Source organism: Bacillus sp. J33, assembly GCF_000518885.1.
GTDB lineage: Bacteria > Bacillota > Bacilli > Bacillales > Cytobacillaceae > Cytobacillus.
In genome coordinates this window covers 1-16,120 of sequence record NZ_JAEL01000116.1, presented here as the reverse complement: position 1 = coordinate 16,120, position 16,120 = coordinate 1, and the positions used below count along the sequence as shown (strand labels likewise).

Annotated in this window: 17 protein-coding genes; 7 read left to right on the top strand and 10 right to left on the bottom strand. The window is 36.0% G+C overall.

Annotation, left to right across the window (positions count from 1 at the left end; translation table 11 throughout):
* Positions 1-278: 278 nt before the first annotated feature.
* Positions 279-821, top strand: coding sequence for a flavin reductase (locus L634_RS0124920; RefSeq protein WP_026584776.1), 543 nt, complete (start codon positions 279-281; stop codon positions 819-821).
* 193 nt (positions 822-1,014) lie between these two features.
* On the opposite strand, the gene L634_RS0124915 is transcribed toward L634_RS0124920, so the two are convergent.
* The 3 genes from L634_RS0124915 to L634_RS31715 all read right to left on the bottom strand — a co-directional run bounded on the left by L634_RS0124915 (position 1,015) and on the right by L634_RS31715 (position 3,135).
* Complete coding sequence (locus L634_RS0124915; RefSeq protein ID WP_026584775.1) at positions 1,015-1,341, bottom strand: antibiotic biosynthesis monooxygenase family protein; 327 nt, start codon at positions 1,339-1,341, stop codon at positions 1,015-1,017.
* A 121-nt stretch (positions 1,342-1,462) separates the two neighbouring features.
* Positions 1,463-2,164 (bottom strand): MBL fold metallo-hydrolase, encoded by a 702-nt coding sequence (locus L634_RS0124910; RefSeq protein ID WP_026584774.1) that lies wholly within the window; start codon positions 2,162-2,164, stop codon positions 1,463-1,465.
* Positions 2,165-2,481: 317 nt separating this feature from the next.
* The gene (locus L634_RS31715; RefSeq protein ID WP_232233838.1) at positions 2,482-3,135 is read right to left on the bottom strand and encodes a M23 family metallopeptidase; all 654 of its coding nucleotides are present in this window, start codon (positions 3,133-3,135) and stop codon (positions 2,482-2,484) included.
* A gap of 1,359 nt (positions 3,136-4,494) precedes the next feature.
* On the opposite strand from L634_RS31715, the gene L634_RS0124895 reads away from it, so the two are divergent.
* Together L634_RS0124895 and L634_RS0124890 are read left to right on the top strand one after the other, a co-directional pair.
* The gene (locus tag L634_RS0124895) at positions 4,495-5,355 is read left to right on the top strand and encodes a DUF421 domain-containing protein (RefSeq protein ID WP_026584773.1); all 861 of its coding nucleotides are present in this window, start codon (positions 4,495-4,497) and stop codon (positions 5,353-5,355) included.
* A 103-nt stretch (positions 5,356-5,458) separates the two neighbouring features.
* Positions 5,459-6,133: a DUF421 domain-containing protein gene (locus tag L634_RS0124890; protein WP_026584772.1), complete on the top strand. Its 675-nt coding sequence runs from the start codon at positions 5,459-5,461 to the stop codon at positions 6,131-6,133.
* 377 nt (positions 6,134-6,510) lie between these two features.
* Here the strand turns inward: L634_RS0124890 and L634_RS0124875 are convergent, their stop codons facing one another.
* Positions 6,511-8,148: an alkaline phosphatase D family protein gene (locus L634_RS0124875; RefSeq protein ID WP_034263201.1), complete on the bottom strand. Its 1,638-nt coding sequence runs from the start codon at positions 8,146-8,148 to the stop codon at positions 6,511-6,513.
* Positions 8,149-8,403: 255 nt separating this feature from the next.
* Between L634_RS0124875 and L634_RS31710 the strand changes: the two genes are divergently transcribed.
* On the top strand, positions 8,404-8,946 hold the full coding sequence (locus L634_RS31710; RefSeq protein WP_084028994.1) for an N-acetylmuramoyl-L-alanine amidase family protein: 543 nt from the start codon (positions 8,404-8,406) through the stop codon (positions 8,944-8,946).
* A 441-nt stretch (positions 8,947-9,387) separates the two neighbouring features.
* A complete protein-coding gene (locus tag L634_RS32325) occupies positions 9,388-9,642 on the top strand; it encodes a glucosaminidase domain-containing protein (protein ID WP_026584770.1) in 255 nt (84 codons plus the stop codon).
* Between the two features lie 610 nt (positions 9,643-10,252).
* Here L634_RS32325 and L634_RS35010 read toward each other — a convergent pair.
* The 5 genes from L634_RS35010 to L634_RS0124835 form a co-directional block, all read right to left on the bottom strand.
* Positions 10,253-10,447 (bottom strand): YesL family protein, encoded by a 195-nt coding sequence (locus L634_RS35010; protein ID WP_084028990.1) that lies wholly within the window; start codon positions 10,445-10,447, stop codon positions 10,253-10,255.
* A 393-nt stretch (positions 10,448-10,840) separates the two neighbouring features.
* Positions 10,841-11,017, bottom strand: a complete 177-nt coding sequence (locus L634_RS33595; RefSeq protein WP_157452458.1) for a hypothetical protein — start codon at positions 11,015-11,017, stop codon at positions 10,841-10,843.
* A 395-nt stretch (positions 11,018-11,412) separates the two neighbouring features.
* Positions 11,413-12,714 (bottom strand): S8 family peptidase, encoded by a 1,302-nt coding sequence (locus L634_RS0124850; protein WP_026584769.1) that lies wholly within the window; start codon positions 12,712-12,714, stop codon positions 11,413-11,415.
* A 558-nt stretch (positions 12,715-13,272) separates the two neighbouring features.
* A complete protein-coding gene (locus L634_RS0124840) occupies positions 13,273-13,539 on the bottom strand; it encodes a hypothetical protein (RefSeq protein ID WP_026584768.1) in 267 nt (88 codons plus the stop codon).
* A gap of 149 nt (positions 13,540-13,688) precedes the next feature.
* On the bottom strand, positions 13,689-14,234 hold the full coding sequence (locus L634_RS0124835; protein ID WP_026584767.1) for a helix-turn-helix domain-containing protein: 546 nt from the start codon (positions 14,232-14,234) through the stop codon (positions 13,689-13,691).
* Between the two features lie 150 nt (positions 14,235-14,384).
* Here L634_RS0124835 and L634_RS0124830 point away from each other — a divergent pair, with 150 nt between their 5' ends.
* Both L634_RS0124830 and L634_RS31700 read left to right on the top strand, forming a co-directional pair.
* Complete coding sequence (locus tag L634_RS0124830; RefSeq protein WP_026584766.1) at positions 14,385-15,005, top strand: LysE family translocator; 621 nt, start codon at positions 14,385-14,387, stop codon at positions 15,003-15,005.
* A gap of 362 nt (positions 15,006-15,367) precedes the next feature.
* Positions 15,368-15,850: a hypothetical protein gene (locus L634_RS31700; RefSeq protein ID WP_051428411.1), complete on the top strand. Its 483-nt coding sequence runs from the start codon at positions 15,368-15,370 to the stop codon at positions 15,848-15,850.
* A gap of 26 nt (positions 15,851-15,876) precedes the next feature.
* Here L634_RS31700 and L634_RS0124815 read toward each other — a convergent pair.
* A partial coding sequence (locus L634_RS0124815) for an ATP-binding protein (RefSeq protein ID WP_026584765.1) occupies positions 15,877-16,120 on the bottom strand: 244 nt, incomplete at its 5' end.

Sequence of the window (16,120 nt, the reverse complement as noted above, 5' to 3'; positions counted from 1 at the left end):
ACCACGAAATGTACTTGTGCTATGCCTAAATAGGCTAACGCACGTTTTAAGTTAGTGGAAGCTCCTTTATACGGAAAGATAAAATGTGAAAACCCACGAATATCAGAGTGCTAACCGCAGTTGAGATTTTTGCCTTCGTGCCGTGTGCTTAACTTTTTATATCAAAATGAAAGGAGAAATTTATTCATTCTCAGCTTTAAAAAGTATCTCAATCTCCAAATTACCTGTCAAGGAAATCACTTGACAGCCAATTTGGAGATTGAGGAGGAGTCAGTAAGCTGAGAACATTAAATCGGGACGGCTCAACTAATATTAGTCCCATGTCATCATCATGGGCTCTGGGGGATTGTATCGTTCTTGGAATTGGCTTAGGTGGAAAGGCAATTGAAAACCTAAATCACCATAAGGAGTGTGTAATAAATTTACCTAGCCCAAACCTGTGGGAAAATGTAGAGAAAATCTCTTCTTTTACGGGTAAAAAAGAGAATCCTCCTTATAAAAAAGAGATTGGATTTACATATAAAAAAGAGAAATACCAGGCGGCGCAATTAAGCCCGTTAAAATCAAAAACAGTATCACCTACTCGCATAAAAGAATGCCCTATACAGATTGAAGCCATTGTTAAAGACATTCGCATACCAGAATATAACCCGCAATTTGCTATTGTAGAGACACAAGTTTTACACTTCCATGCAGATGAAAATATTGTTCAAAATGAAAATTATATAAATCCATCCAAGTGGAGTCCGCTTATTTATAATTTCAGACATTATTTTGGTTTAGGGAAAGAATTAGGAAAAACATTTCGTTCTGAAACGTAATATTTTTGATGTAAGTTGCGTTAGTCATATAGGACTAACGCTTTTTTCATCTTCAAGGGAATTTCTCATTTTCATTTTTTAGTATCCTTTTTCCCATTGCTATTTGTATAATTATTTCTTTATAAACTAACCGGCCCATTCGTTGAACCAAAAGCGGCTGGTTCAGGAGCTGTCTTAAACATAAATATATGAATTACATTTCAAAAAAGTTATCTCTCTCAACTTTGCAAACTCTCAATGCGAAGCTTTTGTACCATTCTTTTTTACCTCGTTCTTGCGCAACTTTATGTGCTGCATTTTCCTTCCAGTTCTTTATTGCGTCTAAAGACTCCCAGTATGAAACAGTAATTCCCAAATCATTATCACGAGCACTTTCTACGCCTAGAAAACCCTTCTGTTCAGAAGCTAACTCTACCATTTTTTCTGCCATTTCCCCATAACCTCTATTACCTTCAGTTCGCTGTGAAGTAAATATCACAGCATAATACGGCAGTTGAGGAGTTTTTGCAATTCCACTCATATTTAGTTCCCCCGAGTTTTAATTTAAGATATTACAGTGTGTAAGTTTTAGCAAAAAAGGTTAATATCTCATCAAGTGATCTGTCTTGATAATTCTGAACACTTTTGAAGTACTGGGAATTCTATTCAAATCCTAGTAAATCTGAAATAAATGCATTTATATTTCCTTTTAAGACTAAACCATGCCCTGTACACAAATATTCTGCATCAAATTGATTAATAGCCCTCAAACCTTCTATAAATAAACGAAAGTTATGCTGTTTTCTCATTTCATCGTTTTGAGACCAGTCAGATATAAACTTTTTAAAGTCTTCTCTTTCCAATCTGCCTTCTTCTATAATACTGGTGCCACTCAAAGGTTTTGCAAAGAAGCAGATATGGTCCCCACAAAATAACGCTTTGCTTTCCTGATGATATAAAGAAACAGAACCTTTGGTATGGTGTCCAAGGAGAACACATTCTAAATCACTTACAGTTTGTCCGTTATCTGGGAGAGTCATATTAAATTTATTTTTAAGATTTTCTGGAATCAATTCTAAATCTTTATTATGAATAAAGCTTTGAATTTCTCCTAGAAATTGTATTCCACCTATATGGTCTCTATGACCGTGTGTTGCCACAAATTTAGTTATATCGTTTTTGCCGAGCTCAATGGTTTCTATTGCTGTTTCAAGAAACCTAAAATGTTCTTTCTTTCCTGAGTCAATGAGAGTTGCTTCATTATGATCAACCAATATATAACAATTGTTGAACGATTTCCACGATTCATCCCAGAACAAAAGCCCATATACATTTTCCGTTATCTTCTCTATATAATTTTCCATTAATGACCTCTCCCTTCTAATTCTCTTAATCATGTACATGTAGAGGCGACCTATTGGCAATTCCTCATGCACGTTCTTTGCACCTCGATTAACAACTGTATTAGATTGTTTCATTATATTAGATGGAGCTTTAACTGTATTCTCTAAACCTGAGTAATCTTGAGCCTGATGAATGAACAATTCCCTATTTGAATGTACTTTTACTCTTTTGTATTATCCTTTTTGAACTTCCCCCTCAATAAAAGAATCCTGTTGTCTAAGATTTTCACCGTTACATACCTGCCGCAATGGTATAACATCCGTAAACGAAACGTACTCTACCAAACTATGTTATTTCTTTTGAGAAATTTCCCATTAAATCGTATAGGCACACTTTCTCCTTCCTTTTCTGCATGGATGTGCAAATGAGGTTCGGTTGTATTTCCTGAATTGCCAACAAGACCAATTTGCTCGCCTTTTTGTACAAGATCACCTGCTTCGACATCCACACTTCCTTCTTGAATATGTGCAATATAGATATTTGCTTCCTCACCTTCGCATTTTATGTTGACAAAATTCCCTTTCGGTCTATCCGGGTTTGCATCTGGCGGTGTTAAATCAGCTAAATGATCACGAGCCTCAACCACTTCTCCATTACAGGGGCTATACAATTTATCTCCATAAATAACGTATTTATCAAGCTGCTGCGGATATATACCGGCAGCCCGCTGGCCAAATTTATTCAGTTTAACAATGTCTAGGGCATAACCTTGTGCGGGATAGGCATTATGGTAATTAATTAGCACATGATTTCCGCCATGATGGATATAATACATTCCGTTTTTCAATGGAAACTCCAGTTCAATCGCTTGATCTTTGGTTGAATAACCACTAAACATCAAAACATTATAGGCTCCGAAAATAATCAAAAGGAAGGCATTGATGCCGAGCGACCATTTCTGTTTACGATTCAATTTGCTGCGATTCGGCAAAGGCCTTATTCTTTTCCATATTTTATACAGCGCCAGAAATAGGAAAATCAGCCATACGTACCTAACTGAACCAATCCCATTGTGCTGAAAAAAATAACCAGGTTGTGTAAACAATAGTAAACAGTGACTGAATCATCCATTCGAGCCTACTTTGGAATACCCCTCTCCATAATGAATAAATGAATACTGCAGGTAAAATCAATTGAATGAAGATTAATTGAATAATCACAAATGTCACCTATTCTATCCTCCCCCTGCTGCATTTGTTTGATGCTAAAGGTTAATTTTTAAACTTCGTTTGACGACTGGCATTCTAAAAATTTGACCAAAGATAGCATGTAGTCTCTTACAATTCTAATATGGGCGCTTTCCGGTTTTACTTCTTCTTTCAATCCCAAAATAGAGTGATAAATTACTGAACTTTACTGAAAAAAACCTCTTCCCTTTCCTACGATTTAAAGATAGCAAAAGTTCCGAATAAGCAGATTCCAGAAAAAACTGCCGGAATGACAGCCCTGCCTTTCGCACTCGGTAGATTCATAAAAGAATGCAACTGCCAGGTACAGACGACCGTGCATACATTTGGGAAAAGGGAGTAAACACAGGAATAACAACGTAAAACCTGCATACTGGTCAATTATTGACCATAAATAAAACAAAAACCCTTATTTCATGGCTTCTTCCGAAATAAGGGTTTTCATTCTAAAAGGCTAATTGCTCATTTCTTATTCATATCTTCTAATGCCTTATCATAATCGAATTCCACTAACGCTACTATCATCTGCTTTATGTTTTCAATAAAGCCCTTAATCAGTTCAACCATTACTTGGAGAATACCTCCTTTCTCTTCAAATTTCCCACATGGGTGATGAGGACACTAAACATAATTTTCTTCATTTATTTTTTAACTATTCATATTTTTAAAAGAAAATAAACTCCTCTTTTTCACTTTACTTCGTTTATGTTCTTCCCCCTTTTTCAATTTGCGGGCAACACATATAAACCCGATAATGGTACCTTTATTTAGGCCGCTAGGATAAAAACCTACACAAAATGAGGATGTTCAAAATAAACTTTTAGGGCCACCCTCTTTAGATTATTTATTGTTTAGGTGATTTTTTATTAGGAACCAATATTCTTTCGCAAATTCCGTTAATTCCGCCATATTCTGACGCTGAACAGTTCCTGTACAGGAATTGTTCATTAAAGTTTAAAGCGGACGCAATATATTTTTGTTCCGTTTCTGGTTAAACTAGTTAGCATTACGCACTAAGGACTTTGCCTCAAAAGTAACCGATTTAAAAAAACGAATTGGAAGAATTCCAATTTAAAGTAAATTAAGATTGGAGGGTCTATTTAATGCCTATTTGGCTGAACGTTATTTCTCGAGTAATTTTATTTATGATTCTTCTGTTTTTTATCACAAAATTATTAGGCAAAAAGCAGCTATATCAACTTTCCTTCTTTGAATATATAACAGGTATTACAATAGGAGGGATAACAGCAATCGTTATTATTGAAGTAAAACATAGTATCATCATAGGCGGATTAGCCATTCTAGTCATGGCTGCTATACCCTATATAGTTGGTCTTATTGCTTTAAAAAGTACAAAGTTCCGTGATTTTGTAGAAGGCAAAGGAACTGTATTCATTAAAGATGGGAATATCATGGAAGATAATTTAAAAAAAGAAAGATACACAACGGATGAGTTATTGGAACTGCTTCGAAAAAAAGATGTTTTTCAAGTAGCTGATGTCGAATTTGCTGTATTAGAACCTACTGGGGATTTATCGGTATTGTTAAAAAAAGAAAATCAACCTTTATCAGCAAAAGATGTAAATTTAAAAGTTACTTCAATCAAAGAGCCTCAAACGGTTATTATGGATGGTGAAGTAATGGATGAACCATTATCCACAAGCGGGAAAAGCCTTGCTTGGTTACATACTGAATTAGAAAAGTTAGAAGTTGCGATTGAAGATGTATTCCTTGGGCAGGTTAATTCTTCTGGAGAGCTAACAGTTGATCTTTATGATGATAAATTACAAGTCCCATCCCCTCAGGCGGGGCATTTAATCCTTTCTACCTTAAAAAAATGTCAGATGGATTTAGAATTGTCTGCTCTGAGAACTGAATCAAACGAAGCGAAGCATGTGTATAGAAAAAATAGTGAAAAATTACAAAAAGCGATTGATAAAATAAGCCCATTTTTAAAACAATAAGGATTGTTGTTAAATAAAAGAAATACGTTCTGCCTTTTTGGAAATTCGAGTTAAAGCCTTATTATGTTTTCAATAAAGGTGATCTTTTTTTGAGGTGTTTTACATGTTCGTCTTTTTAGCAAAATCCATTTTAATCTACATCTTGTTTATTTTGGCTATAAGGTTTTTAGGGAAAGCAGCACTAGCACAACTTACTCCTCATGATTTTGGTGCGATTCTTTTTTTAGCTTATTTAGCATTCGGTTCTATAAAAGTTGAAGAAACCATTCAGGGGATTATTGGTATCCTTGTTTTAACATGCATTCATCTTATTATTTCAAAATTAAGTTTATTAAATTGGTTAAATCCTTTTATTATTGGGAAACCAACGATTTTAATTAAACATGGTAAAATCATCAATGAAAATTTAAGAAAAAACAGATACCCTTTGGCTGAATTATTATCAAATTTAAGAACATCAGGATATCCAGATATTCAGGATATAGAATATGCAATTTTGGAAGCGACCGGTGAAATAAGTATTTTACCTAAAAAAGAGGTAGTTGCTGTTACCCCAAAAGATTTACATATGAACGTTTCAAATATAGGGTTACCCCTTGCCATTATAATTGAAGGGAAAGTACAAAAGTATAATCTCAAATTAATCGACAAGAATGAAGAGTGGATAAAGGAAGAATTAAGTGCAAAAGGATATCACCAAATCAAAGATATATTTTACGCGTCTGTTCGAGACAATGATCATTCATTAGTGGTTACCACATTTTCTGTTAATGATTAGATGGTTTCCTCCTTTTATCTGTAATTGCTATATGAACTATTGTGGAAATTTGCAATTTCATAAGCAAGAAACCGAATACAAAAAACTGCAGGTGAAAGAGCACATTCCTCTTCCTCCTGCAGTTTTTTTGTTTAGGGGCAATGTCAAGAAATTACGAATTACAACAAGTGAAATTCAATTTTATGTATAATCGCCTTTATATTTCCCTGTTCTTTTAATTAATGGTCTCTGTACCATTGATTAAATAACCTTGCAAAATCAGGCTTTTTGAACTCCATTGCTTCAGCATTATTATAAAATTTGATCAAAAAATACTTTACAACCCCATTTTTTACGATAAATAACAAGAAACCTTTTTTAAATAGACTGATCAAATTTTAAACTGGAAGAGCCTCTTTACCTACTTGCTGCAAGATTGATTTTCCATTCTCTACAATGAAAGAAGCGCGCGTTTCTATTGGAGCTCCCGGTCTGGAGACATATGGAACAACCAGATAATCCGTTTTCCAATTTTCAGGAGTTACTGTACAACGTACGTAACCTCGTTGATTATTAAAGAATTTAATATGTGGATTTTCTTGCAGGATTTCTTCTGTATCCTCTCGTAAATCTGATCCATCACCACCAGAAGTAATTGACGTTCCGACAAACTCGACCGCAACATTTTTTGAGTTTTTTTCATCAAAGTTGGCTTTTACCTCATTTGCCCAGCTTGAATGAACATCACCAGTTAGTACAACAGTATTTATTATATTTCTCTCGTTAATATGATCGAGAATTCGTTGGCGTGAAGCAGGGTATCCATCCCAGGAATCCATTCCATATCGTTCAGCATCTGGACCAAATCCATAATCTCGCCGAGCGAAAAAGACTTGTTGTGCAAGAACTTTCCATTGTGAATTGGATGCAGCAAGACTATCTAATAACCAATTCTCCTGTTTTTCGCCAATCATGGTAAGAGAAGGATCCATGGACTCAGGAGTTGGAGGGCCCCAACCGTCTCCATCAGCTTGGTCATCCCTATACTGACGTGTGTCAAGTACATTAAAATCAACTAAGGTTCCAAAGGTTAATTGTCTATATAGTTGCATACTGCTCCCATTCGGGAAGGACGTGCGGCGAAGCGGCATATGTTCATAATAGGCTTGAAAAGCAATGGCTCTGCGTTTTAAGAAATCCTCTCTAGACTGTTTTTGCGGATCTTGCGGAACATCTGCTGCCCAATTGTTATCAACTTCATGGTCATCAAGCGAAACAATCCATGGGAAATTAGCGTGTGCCGATTGCAGATCACTGTCTAACTTATATAAAGCATAACGGTTTCGATAATCTTCAATCGTGTAGATTTCAGGGAATTCCATATCTATAGGACGGACACTGCCGTTTGAGTTATGAGCACTTTCATAAATATAATCCCCTAAATGAACCACCAAATCCAGATCATCATTTGCCATATGCTGGTATGCTGTATAGTAGCCTGCTTTCCAGTTTTGACATGAAGCAAATGCAAAACTTAGCTGTTCTACTTTACTGCCATACGCTGGAGCCGTCTTCGTTCTTCCTATTGGACTGAAATCTGATTGGCATTTAAAACGGTAATAGTACCATACAGAAGGTTCTAATCCATCAACTTCTACATGGACAGAATGGCCTAATTGAGGTTTTGAAAGTTCTGTTCCTCTTTTAACAACATTTTTAAAACTAGAATCAAGAGAAACCTCCCATTGTACAGGGAATGGATGGTTTGGCATACCTCCTCCATGCAGTGGGTCTGGAGCAAGTCTTGTCCACAAAACCACACCATCTGGCAATGGATCACCTGAAGCAATACCTAGTGTAAAAGGATAAGCCAGGTTGCTGGACTCAGATGAACTATGTAAATCAGATGACTCAGCTGATGCAAAGTTCAATGGTAAAGTATTGATAATTGAAGCACCTAGTGCAATTCCCACTCCTTTTCCAGTTCTCTTTAAAAAATTTCGGCGATTAACATGGGTTGTCTCTTTTTCTTTCATTTTTATCCCTCCTCAACAGTCAATACCATATTAAACACTAACTATTTAGGCGCTGTAACACTAATGTGAAAATTTTGTAAATATATTGGTGAATTTGTCAAAAAATATCCTTAATGTAAGAGTTTCAAAGATAAACGCTTATAAGAGAGAAAGCCTAAAATCTATAGAAATAATGAACTCGTCCCATACAAATTTGAATTTTCTCCATATATATGTAAGGAGAGAAAAATTTAATAGAAGAAAGGAAGGTATTGAATGAAGCTTTATTTAGATCCAGGCCATGGCGGATCGGATCCTGGTGCTGAGGGAAATGGACTGAGTGAAAAAGGGATTGCTTTAGATATTGCACTTAAAATACGTTCAATCTTAACTTCTAAATATAAAAATATTGAAGTGAAGATGAGCCGTACAGACGATACGACAAAGAGCTTAAGTGATCGGACAAATGAGGCGAACGCTTGGGGAGCCGATTTTTATTTGTCGATTCACTGCAATTCTTTCAATGGATCCGCGAGAGGATACGAAGATTATATCCATTCGAGCCTATCCGACAATTCTGTGACCGCAAAATATCAAGATATCCTCCATGAAGAGGTAATAAAATTTAATCAACTGCAGGACCGCGGCAAAAAAAAGGCGAATTACCATGTTCTGCGTGAATCCGCGATGCCTGCGCTTTTATCAGAAAATGGCTTTATCGATAATGCACAAGATGCTGAACTGATGAAACAGTCATCATGGCGCCAAAAAGTGGCACAAGGTCATGCAAATGGAATAGCAAAAGCATTTAATCTATAACGAAAACAACAACAGGATGATTCCCATACAGGTAGGGTATATAAAGTCATTACCGGGTCATTCAAATCAAGAGATAATGCGAAACAAGGTGTCACATTTCTTTATTCTAAAAGGATTGAATCGTTTGTAGATGCCGTATCCATCTCAGGTTCCACCTGGGAAAGAGTTCAGGTAAAAGTTTTTCAAACCGGGATAATGCAGAAAAACGTTTGGAAGAATTCAAGACAGGGATTCGTAATGCATTTAATATTGCTGAGTCAAGCAGCCCCAGATGCAGAAAGTCCATCCTGATATTCCATATTTGGCCAAACTTTTCCACTCCGGAACATATAAATCTATTTGTTAAAAATGTCAACCCAGATGCGGTAGTGTTGGGGATTTATTATTTAACGTTCGGAGAATATTTTTGGAATCAGTGGTGACATTGCCTTTGCAGAAGCCATGCATGAAACAGACTATCTCCGATTCAATGGGGTTGTGCAGCCTGAGCAGAACAGCTTTTGTGGATTGGGCGCAACAGATCCGGATAACCCGGGCACAAACTTTGAAACACCAAGTCAAGGTATGCTTGCCCAATTGCAGCATTTAAATGCCTATGCATCTGCTAATCATAACCTGATGAATATCTATGCTCGTTTTGATCTTGTAGAAAGTGGCTTGCTCCTCCCCCACCTGGCGTGGTCACCTTTGTTGTGAATTAAAAACTTATGCTGCGGGATTTTTCTTTCCGGTTTGAGATTAACCTTGGCAGAAACACTTGCATTAAATTCAATTCTTTCCCCTCCTCTTTAATGGTTGAGTAACCCACCCCACTTAACCTAACTATATTTATGTATGATTTAGAAAATTAATCAATTATTTTTTAAAACTTTCAAAATTTCATACTGATAACAGTTATAAACATTTTATGATGCTTGTTTCTTCTGCAGCTGGTTTATTTCCCTCTGCTCAAGTTTCATAAAAACTTGGTAAGATGTCCGCATCCAGATATAACTTACAGTACTGCCGCTAAAAAAAGGAATTAATCTGGTGCTTTAATCATGAAAAAATAAAGACACACTGTAGCAGCAAGCATTACTAAAGTGTTTAATGGTGAAACCAAACTTAGCAAGAAAGTCCTTTTTATAAGTTGCAAAAATTTTAAATCAAAATGGGCATTTACTGGAAAAATGCACATACAGAAAATCAAAAAGTACAGCATGGTGCCGAATAAACCCACACTTAATATCTGATAGATTAGTTGATCGCCGGAAGGAAATAATACTAAATCAAAATATAAAATGTACCACCCAAAAATTAGAAAGAATCATAACCGATTTGCCTTCCAAAACTCTTTACGATACGTTTGCCAAAATTCCTTGAATACCCTGACGTCTGTTTCCCCCATTATCCATTTCCGCACCACCGAAAACATAGCGGCTGTTGCCGGGAAGAATCCGAATAGGACGATACCTAAAAGACTAAAGGCAATCCATAACAAGTTTAAATACACCAAACGCATAATCCATTCGGAAGTACGATATAACACCCCGATAAATCTATGATAAATCCATTAAGTTCCATTATATCCCTCTTTCTTTTTTATGTTATTGGTAAAAGGATTGAATTAGGGATGAAAAAATACGTTTTGATTAAAAGAGTTTCTAATACCATGAGGTAAATTCGTATGGCTTAATGTAACCGCGATAAAACAGCCATTTATTTTTTTTGAACAAGATGCAGTGTACCTTTTATAGAATCCGAAAGTTCTAAGTTAAGCCATATGCAATTTCTCATATAAAAACAATTAATCCCTATACAAAAAAATGGTTAGCCACAAGGCTAACCTGACTTCTGTTTATACGATGACTAAAAATAGTAAACTTGGAAATTATGTAATAAAGTAACAAATATGCTATTTTTGATTCATTATTTTTGTATGTACCTTTTCTGCTCTCTTTTCTATTTCTGAGCTGTGCACTAATTTAATGTTTAATTTGTTTTTCTTAATTTCTATATACCCGCTATCATAAATATGTATAATCTCATACTTTTTCCCGTGATATGTCACAATTTCACCTAAAGCAAACAAAATCTCACCTCCTTATCCAGTACTTACCCTAATGAAAGAATGCCTAAACCATTTTTTATGTTTGCTCACTGATTATTTTCATTGAAGAATCACGCCAAGCTTATTTTCTCCCTCCAAGAATAGGCTCTGGCCAAACTTGTCCATAATTAATAGATCTGACGTATAACCTGACCGTGTATAAAGATAATCTTTTCTTACATACGTAAAAGCTTCATGGATGGCTAACAGGAGAAAAAGCTACAAAGAAAAGCAGCCGCTAAGGGACTCCTACATATATAAATAAACTTTTTTCTATATGTAAATAACTAGCCACATCCTTTGGATGCAGCTAGTTTTTTTATCAAGGGAAGTATACATCTTGTATTGGACATATTTCGCTGTTTGCCCAACAAACACTAATGCTGGTTTACCTGCATCTCCAATAATTTTGCAGCGTTTAAATATCCATTCCCTTGGATATTTGGGTCTTGTCCCATATCTTCACATGCGTTAATTAGCTGGAGTTTGATATTGTCGGGAGATTGATTTGGATTTCTTTGCAGCATTTGTGCGACTACGCCAGCACAGATTGGGGTAGCCATTGAGGTTCCTGATAAGGAGATATAATTTGAATCGACACGTGCAGATGAATTAGTTTTATCTAGGAATGATCTCGGTGCACGTAAAGAAATAATATTCACCCCAGGTGTGACGAGATCGGGTTTCATTAGACCATCAATGGTTGGACCACGGCTGGAAAAGTCTGCGACTATATCATCAGAACGGTCAACTGTATTGCGATCGTCAGCAGCACCTACCGTAATCGCTTTTGGGCTAATCCCAGGGCTTGCAATCGTGGATGGCTGAGGACCAGAGTTTCCGGCAGCTACACACACAACCATTCCATTATCCCATGCCTTTTCTACAGCCCTTACGACAGGATCATCTTCAGCGGACTGCTGTGCATCACTGCCAAGCGATAATGAAAGAATATCGATATTCAGTTGTGCTTGATTTTGGATACACCAATCCACCCCAGAAATAACAGTAGAAAGTGAGCCAGATCCCATTTTATCAAGAACCTTTACTCCGACTAAATTCGCCTCAGGTGCAGGTCCTTTATATTTTCCGCCGGATAATGTCCCGTTTCCTGCTGCATCTCCTGCACAGTGTGTACCATGGCCATTATCATCATATGGAGCCGTTCGATTATTAATAAAATCTTTAAATCCTATGATTCGTCCTTGTAAATCTTCGTGTGGGTGGATGCCTGTATCAATTACTGCTATCGTTACATCTTTTCCTGTTAAGCCGGTTTGCTGTAATTGGTCGGAGCGAATGGATGGTGTGGCGGTATCAAGCAGGGCTGTCACTTTTCGATCATAATAGATTTTCTTGATGTGACTGCAATTATCGAGTAAGTGTTCTATTTTTTCGATAGATAATTTGGTAGAGCAGCAGGAAATGGAAGGATACTGATTCAGTTTGCCGGAATTTGTATTTCTAACATCATTAATGCCCTCTTCAAAACAATCAGCCTCAAACTCAATAACTAATGGCAACTTCTTTCTCTTCTTACTTACGTATTCTATGGGGCGGTGCAAAAAGCACGGAATGTTGCGAAAAGGTGAATAGATTTGCAGTAATTCTTGCCGAATGTTTTTATCAAGTTTATGCCCATTTCGCCGAACCAGCTGAATCACTGAAAAACCTAACATGAACATTCATTCCTCTCTTAAAATTTTTGTACAAGATATCCTACGCAACTTTCTAATAGAGGGAATGATTAAAACGTTTAGAAAAAAACAAAAAAGGCAAAAAACTATAAAAAAATTAGTCTTTTACCCCTTTTAGGACGATTTCCTTTGTGCTCTTAAACATTCTTTCATACAGGTTCAAAGTGTTATTGTTTTTTTTAACATCACCGCCGTATGTTTTAAAAAGGCTCTTTTCTCATAAATTGTTGTTTTTCACTTATAAATTTTGACCGTTAATTTCCACTGCGGTCACTTGCTTTTCGCGGGGAGGAATGAGAGCCTCCTCGGCTTCGCCTGTGGGGTCTCCCACTTCCCTCTTCTCCCGCAGGACATTGAATAAGCTTCCCTGACCTAGGTACCGCACGAAGGAAATGCGGTAGCATTTTCGAGGATCAAGCGCCCCCGCTACAATCAACTCAATTGGTTAAACTTAGTTTGCCATTGTAAAGCAACAAACTTTACGAAAAAAGCCTTTAAAAACAAAAATGCCGCCTCAACTGGCAGCAAAGCGGATAAATATTAATCCTTAAAATTCAATAGTTTATAATAAGCGAGAGTAAAGAAGACGAGACCAAATCCCAATATAATACCTCCGGCTGCCAAGAAGCTGTTAATATACCCTTTAACAATAATGTGGTAATAACCTGTATCTGCCCCGCCCCGGCTAGATAACCATGAATCTGCAAGCCAAGTCCCAAACCTAACACTAAAAAAAAGCATTATAACTCCAGACAATATTAGCAAGACGTTAATTATAGCAAAATTCTTTAATTTTTCCGATGTCACCCTATCCTCTCCCCTCTATGAATAATTTAACACAATTTTCCAAATACGAATACAGATTTAATAATCTTATTCAACTTGCCTACTACAATTAAAAAAGCTGCCTCAACGACAGCCTGGTCTGCAGCTCCAGCACGCGTTCAAAAAGAAACTTAAAAAGCTGGCGGAGTTACAGAAAATAGTATGACAGCATTTTTATTAAAATTATTTACCCATTTGTGCTTCATATATGCTGGTATTTTGACACTGTCGCCAGTTTCTAATATGTATTCTTCATTATCTAAATACACCTTAATTTTCCCCTCTAAAACAAAAGCAACTTCTTCTCCTTTATGTTCCAAAAGTTTCTCGGACGAGGATGAATTCGGAGGAACATTCATAATAGCTGATGCAAGTGTCCCTGTAAAATCAGGCGATAACAACTCATACGATAGGTTTTCAACAACCATTTTTTTGCGTTCATTTGACCTAACAACTAAATCTTCAGTATTTGTTTCTTCAAGTAAAAAACTAAAGGTAGGAACATCAAGGGCTTTAGCTAGAACCTTTAGTGTCTGAATGGAAGGGTTTGCCAGACCCCGTTCAATTTGACTTAACATTGAAGGTGTTATTTCAGCTATTTTCGCTAATTCTCTACTGCTCCAGCCCTTTTCTTTTCTGTATTTTTCAACTTTTTTGCCAATGTCTATATTTTCCATCATCATTCTCCTTAAAGACAATATTAAAAATTATTTAATTTTATTAAATATGAATAACCATTCAAATGAATTTATGTTAAACTATATTTAATATTTGTTAAATATGATTTTATCATACTGCATCTCTTAAGTCAGTAAGGAGTGGAGAAAATGAATGATTTCTTGACATTTTTGGTTCTTTCATTATTTGTTGTAATGAGTCCAGGCATCGACACGGCCCTTATTACAAAGAGGACGATTTCAGACGGAAGAAAAGATGGATATAAAATGGCTCTTGGTATTACAACTGGCTCTTTGGTGCATACATTTGCTGCTGCTTTTGGGCTTTCAGCTATTTTGATGCAGTCTGCTGTTGCTTTTGAAATCGTTAAATATGCAGGTGCAATCTATTTAATATACCTCGGATTATCTTCTTTTATCTCAAGGAAAAAGAAAACTACTGGTGATGAAAATCATACGAATACTGGGATAAAGAAGTCCGCTTTTAAACAAGGTCTCTTGTCGAATGTACTCAACCCAAAGGTTGCAATATTCTTTTTAACCTTTTTACCACAATTTATTAAAACAGGTGAAAATGCAACGGGGCAGCTTATATTCATGGGAGTGATTTATACACTGCTATCCATCTCATGGTTTTTTATTTATGTATTTTTCATTAACTATTTACGTTCATGGCTTATGTCTGCAAACGTACAAAGGATCATGGATAAAACAACAGGTCTTGTTTTAATCGGATTTGGATTAAAGTTAGCCTTGGAAAAACAGCATTAAAATAACAAAAAACATTGGGGATTCCAATGTTTTTTAGGCTATTTTCTCATAAATTGTTGTTTTTACTTAAAAATTTGCCCGTTGATTTCTGCACGGGGTAATTAGCTGTCCGCGTGAAGGAATGATTCATTTCTCCATAAGTTTAATTTTTTTATTTGTATATATAAAAGGTGAAGGAATGTCCCTTCACCATTTTCGTTTTTGAATCTAATGTCCGTTTAGCTTCATAAAAAATCTATCGGCACCTGTATTTTTTCCACCTTTAAACAGAGAATTTAGGCGGATTAAAGTCATAGTAACCTTCTTTGCATAAGGTGAAGTATCTTTAAACAAACTATAAAAAACTCCGAAGGATTGATAAAATGTTACAAGTAATTATTCGAGTCAGCTTAATATTAGTCTCAGTACTTTCAGCGTTTTTCATCCCAAAAAAATCCCTGGTAAAATATCTGCCTGTTACTTTATTTTCTTCAACTACCCTGCTAGCCGAAATCCTTTATTTTACCACTCATAAAATGTGGACAGTTAAGAATGCGCAAAAAGAAATGACAAGCACCGCACTTTCATTAGTCCTTGGACCTTATTTTTTCTCAAATCTATGGATTTTTCATTTATCAAAAGGAAAATTCTTTCGTTACTCATTATTTAACATTATTGCAGATTTCATTTATGCCTATCCTATTATTAGTTTATTTAAAAGGCTAAACTTCTTTAAATTAAAGGTGAGTCCCTTTCAGTTTTTCTTATTAATCTTTGCAAATGCCAATATTAATTTTGCATTTCAAAAATTTTATGAAAAATTCACTGTATTTGGCAAGCAAAAAATGCATGAAACGGCAGTTTAAAATGTAACCACTTGCCAACATTATTGCTAGTTTTGTAATAATGACTCTTTATAGCGATGACTGTCTCCATTGAATACCACCAGGTGAGAGTGGTGGATCAGCCGATCAATGACTGCCTCTGTCAAGATTGGATCACCAAAAACATGGTTCCATTGACCGAACTGCAGGTTGGTCGTAATGATGATGCTTTTGGCCTCATAACACATTGAAATGACCTGGAATAATAGCTCTCCACCTTGTTTATGTAAAGGGATATAACCCAGTTCATCG